Consider the following 4537-nt stretch of genomic DNA (forward strand, 5'->3'; position numbering starts at 1 on the left):
TCGATTGTCCCTCTAAGACACGGATAAATCGGTGGTATCACCACATCAACCAAGCAATTACTTGCTGAGCTTTTAACAGAAAGAAGATCAGGAGGAAAATAAAGAAGTGGTGCTGATAGGCAGATTCGAACTGCCGACCTCACCCTTACCAAGGGTGCGCTCTACCAACTGAGCTATATCAGCACATCTAGTTGGAGCGGGCAGTGGGAATCGAACCCACATCATCAGCTTGGAAGGCTGAGGTAATAGCCATTATACGATGCCCGCATCCTGGAACTCGGCTACCTGATTTCTCTGTAGAACATTAAAGCAAGGTACAATTTATATTGTTACCTTGCTTTTTTCGATACGATTTTAGTATTTCATACCGCATCGATTGCATCCTGTCGCCAGGATTGAATTTGGTGGTGGGGAAGGATTATTCGTCGCTTTGCTCCTCACCTTTCGGGCCGCGCTACGCACGTTGTCTCGCGTTGCTCGACTCGAACCTTCTTGAAGGTTCTCACCTTCCCCAATGTGATATATGTTACTCATCACATTGGTTCAGTCGTTTTTTACGACTTTAATTTGGTGGTGGGGGAAGGATTCGAACCTTCGAAGTCTGTGACGGCAGATTTACAGTCTGCTCCCTTTGGCCGCTCGGGAACCCCACCTGATTGTATGTACTTGATGGTGCCGGCTGCCGGAATCGAACTGGCGACCTACTGATTACAAGTCAGTTGCTCTACCTACTGAGCTAAGCCGGCATCAAGTGCTGCGCATTCTAGGCAGAGGGGCTTGTCTATGCAACAAAAAAATTGCCAAAAATGCGCTATCGCTTAGATTTTGCACAAAAAGGGATGCTATTTCACATTACCGCCAATCATTCGTGCAAATAAACGCCAGAAAACGGGTTCAAAGCCCTCTGGGATATGATTCTTACTGCATTAGTAGCGACCTGCCACGAACCATCAGCACCACATTTTCTACAACTCTGATGACCGCCAAAGTAAAGTAGTGATGCCGCACCGTTGCAACGTCCCTACGCATAAAAACATTTACTCCCTCAGTAACGATTGGCTTCGACTGGATGAAAGAGTTCACATGTCGACACCGCCAAAAGCTATGGTCATTAGCATATCCAGGCTGATGGATACCGTTCATAACGCTGCAACAATAACTTATCTATACATAACCAGTACCATGAAACGAATAGCATGCCTGCCCGTAACAAATATTTATCCTGACGCCTACATCACAGCTATCAGGGCTGATACAGATTTTTGCTTCTTTTTCTGACCCTCATGGTGGTAACCTGCCCACTGGACGATAAATTATTATCAGGAAAGGATGCTGTGGCTGTTACCTGTCCAGCCTCCCGGCGTTTTGGGTTCATGTACTGAAACCTGGCTGTCTCCCTTCCTTACTGGTAGCGTCAAGCAGAAACACATTATATGACTAATAAAGCGCAATCTTTTGCAACGCCTTATCTTCATTTCAATCGCCAGCAATGGGCCAACCTGCGTGACTCGGTACCATTGACCCTGACTGAAGATGAAATAATCAAACTCAAAGGCATTAACGAAGATTTGTCTTTGGATGAAGTTGCAGAGATTTATCTGCCATTATCCCGGTTGCTAAATTTCTATATCAGTTCCAACTTACGACGTCAGGCCGTACTGGAGCAGTTTCTGGGGACCGACGGTCAAAAAATCCCTTATATCATCGGTATTGCCGGCAGTGTTGCCGTCGGCAAAAGTACTACGGCCCGTGTACTACAAGCATTACTTAGCCGCTGGCCGGAGCATCGAAAAGTTGAACTCATTACCACCGATGGTTTTCTTCATCCCAATAAAATATTGCAACAGAGAAATCTGATGAAGAAAAAAGGATTTCCACAGTCTTACGATATGCATAGTCTGGTGAAATTCGTTTCGGAAATAAAATCCGGCGTTCCCTGTGTTACCGCGCCTACTTACTCGCACTTAACCTATGACATTGTGCCTGACTGCAACAAAGTCATAGAGCAACCAGACATTCTGATCCTAGAAGGATTGAATGTTCTACAGAGTGGGATGGATTATCCTCATGATCCTCATCGCGTTTTCGTATCGGATTTTGTGGATTTCTCTATTTACGTCGATGCGCCTGAAGACCTGTTAAAAAGCTGGTATATCAATCGCTTTCTGAAATTCAGAGAAGGTGCATTTACTAATCCGGATTCATATTTCCACAATTACGCGAAGCTGGCAGAAACTGAAGCCGTTAATATCGCCTCACAGTTATGGTCAGAGATTAATGGACTGAACCTAAAACAGAATATATTGCCAACTCGTGAACGAGCCAGTCTTATTATGACAAAAAGTGCAAATCATGCCGTCGAATGTGTTCGTTTAAGGAAATAAACAGAAGGGGGGGATAACACCCCTCTATTATTTACCATCCACGCAAGGAAATTTCGCCACCGATATAAGGTTGAATTTCACCATCCTTTTCCAGCAACAATGCACCCTGACGGTCAATTCCTTTATCAACGCCGATAATTTCTCTATTACCAACAATTAATTTTACTTCCCGATTATAAAAATTATCTAACGAGCTCCAGCGAGAAATGAACGGTGTTAAACCTTGCTGTTCATAAACAGTTAATGCTGTGCATAACTCGGTAATGAGTTTCACAGCCAGCATATTGCGATCAATATCTATCCCTGCGTCTTGTAAATTAATCCATCCTTGATTGATCACATTTGAACCTGAAGAGTTCATACGTAAATTAATGCCCGCACCAATAACCAGATGTGCAGCATCTCCCGTACGACCATTTAGCTCGACAAGAATACCTGCCAGTTTTTTGTCATTCAGATACAGGTCATTCGGCCATTTAACACGGACGCCTTCGGCTCCCAGTTGGTGTAAAACCTCAGCCATGATGATACCAATCACCAAGCTAACACCAACCGCCGCGGCAGGGCCTTGCTCCAGACGCCAGTACAGCGATAAATACAGATTACTACCAAAGGGAGAAAACCATTGGCGCCCACGACGGCCTCGACCTGCCTGCTGATATTCGGCGATACAGGCATCACCTGACGATATCGAGTCGAGACGGTCCAACAGATATTGATTAGTAGAATCAATAACGGGCAAAACAGCTATATTGCCATCTGGTATTTCCGAGCGGATTTTATCTGCATCGAGCAATTGAATAGGCGAAGAAAGCGCATAGCCTTTCCCTGTTACCGTATATACATCCAACCCCCACTCTTTAATGGTCTGAACATGTTTATTGATGGCAGCACGGCTCATCCCCATCAGTTCGCCAAGATACTCGCCCGAATAGAACTCACCACTCGAGAGAATAGAGATTAGTTTCAGCGGGACGGTATAATCTTTCATGACAGAACCTCCACCGCATTAACCTCTCCCTGAGCAGAAATAAAGCGTACTTCCGGTTCAAGCCAAACATCGAATTTCATTGCAACTTGATTTCTGACATAGCGGGCCAGCTCAATCAAATCATGACTAGTCGCATCACCTTTATTTACCAGAACAAGAGCCTGTTTATCATGCACTGCAGCCTGACCAATCTGATGTCCTTTTAAGCCACATTGATCAATCAGCCAGCCAGCAGCTAGTTTTACATCACCATTTGGCTGAGGGTAATGGGGTGCATTCGGATAGTGAGCCAAAATGTGCTCAGCAATAGTTGCTGGGATAACCGGATTCTTGAAAAAACTTCCAGCATTACCCATTACGGTAGGATCGGGCAATTTACTGCGCCTCATCTGGCAGACAGCCTCAAACACTTGTTTTGCCGTAGCTGTTGCGGGATCAATACGGGTAAGCTCACCATATTCCAAAATTGGCTTCCAATCTTTTGATAAACTCAGCCCTACAGCAATAATGGCAAATCCATACTGATATTCATGCTTGAAAATACTATCCCGGTAATCAAACCGGCACTCTTTAGCACTCAGCCGTGTTACCTCACCGGTTTCCAAATTTAGCAGATCAACATAGGCACAGACTCTTTTTAAATCCATACCATAAGCACCAATATTTTGAATAGGTGCGGACCCGACACATCCTGGAATTAAGGCCAGATTCTCCAGACCGGAAATACGATGCTCCAGCGTATACTCAACTAAATTATGCCAATTTTCACCAGCACCCACGTGGAGCATCCACTCAGATTCGGTCTCCTTGACCTCAATCCCCTTGAGCCGGTTAATGAGTATTATGCCGTGAAAATCGTCAAGAAAGAGTACATTGCTCCCTTCCCCGAGTATCAGAATCGGTAATCCGCTCTGATAGGCACGCTGCCACGCAGCCAGCAACTCGGTTGTATCTGCGATAGTTACAATGTCTGTCGCAGAAACCGATAAGGAGAAAGAATTAAACGCTTTTAGAGATGTGACAGAACTCGTCATGGTGGTCAATACCCAGTAAACAGTTAGGCATAGTCTAACTGATCCTGAGCAATTATTGAGGGGTGTTTTATCCGCAAAAAAGCGATTGTCGCGGCCGCGACATGCCGCCACCGCAGGAGAGACCATGG

3 protein-coding genes, 4 tRNA genes and 1 other RNA gene are annotated in these 4537 nt (G+C 45.1%); 1 reads left to right on the plus strand and 7 read right to left on the minus strand.

The genetic code is table 11. The features are described 5' to 3' along the window. Nucleotides 1-107: 107 nt before the first annotated feature. The 5 genes from DCH402_RS19170 to DCH402_RS19185 form a co-directional block, all read right to left on the minus strand. Nucleotides 108-183: transfer RNA gene (locus DCH402_RS19170), tRNA-Thr, on the minus strand. A gap of 9 nt (nt 184-192) precedes the next feature. Continuing rightward, nucleotides 193-267 (minus strand) — tRNA-Gly (locus tag DCH402_RS19175). Nucleotides 268-402: 135 nt separating this feature from the next. Beyond that, a non-coding RNA gene (locus DCH402_RS21770) (RtT sRNA) lies at nt 403-526 on the minus strand. 42 nt (nt 527-568) lie between these two features. Beyond that, nucleotides 569-653, minus strand: a tRNA-Tyr gene (locus tag DCH402_RS19180). 17 nt (nt 654-670) lie between these two features. After that, nucleotides 671-746: transfer RNA gene (locus DCH402_RS19185), tRNA-Thr, on the minus strand. A gap of 687 nt (nt 747-1433) precedes the next feature. Between DCH402_RS19185 and coaA the strand changes: the two genes are divergently transcribed. Continuing rightward, nucleotides 1434-2384, plus strand: coding sequence for a type I pantothenate kinase (gene coaA, locus DCH402_RS19190; RefSeq protein ID WP_040002872.1), 951 nt, complete (start codon nt 1434-1436; stop codon nt 2382-2384). A 31-nt stretch (nt 2385-2415) separates the two neighbouring features. On the opposite strand, the gene birA is transcribed toward coaA, so the two are convergent. Together birA and murB are read right to left on the minus strand one after the other, a co-directional pair. After that, a complete protein-coding gene (birA, locus tag DCH402_RS19195; RefSeq protein ID WP_040002873.1) occupies nt 2416-3375 on the minus strand; it encodes a bifunctional biotin--[acetyl-CoA-carboxylase] ligase/biotin operon repressor BirA in 960 nt (319 codons plus the stop codon). Beyond that, nucleotides 3372-4409, minus strand: a complete 1038-nt coding sequence (gene murB, locus DCH402_RS19200; protein WP_040002874.1) for a UDP-N-acetylmuramate dehydrogenase — start codon at nt 4407-4409, stop codon at nt 3372-3374. Before murB ends, birA begins: the two co-directional genes overlap by 4 nt. Nucleotides 4410-4537: the final 128 nt, after the last annotated feature.

Source organism: Dickeya chrysanthemi NCPPB 402 (assembly GCF_000406105.1).
Taxonomy (GTDB): domain Bacteria; phylum Pseudomonadota; class Gammaproteobacteria; order Enterobacterales; family Enterobacteriaceae; genus Dickeya; species Dickeya chrysanthemi.

What these genes read in the sequence shown, in the direction of transcription:
- coaA (WP_040002872.1), top strand. Translation starts at nt 1,434, where the DNA reads ATGACTAATAAAGCGCAATCTTTTGCAACGCCTTATCTTCATTTCAAT.
- birA (WP_040002873.1), bottom strand. Translation starts at nt 3,375, where the DNA reads ATGAAAGATTATACCGTCCCGCTGAAACTAATCTCTATTCTCTCGAGT.
- murB (WP_040002874.1), bottom strand. Translation starts at nt 4,409, where the DNA reads ATGACGAGTTCTGTCACATCTCTAAAAGCGTTTAATTCTTTCTCCTTA.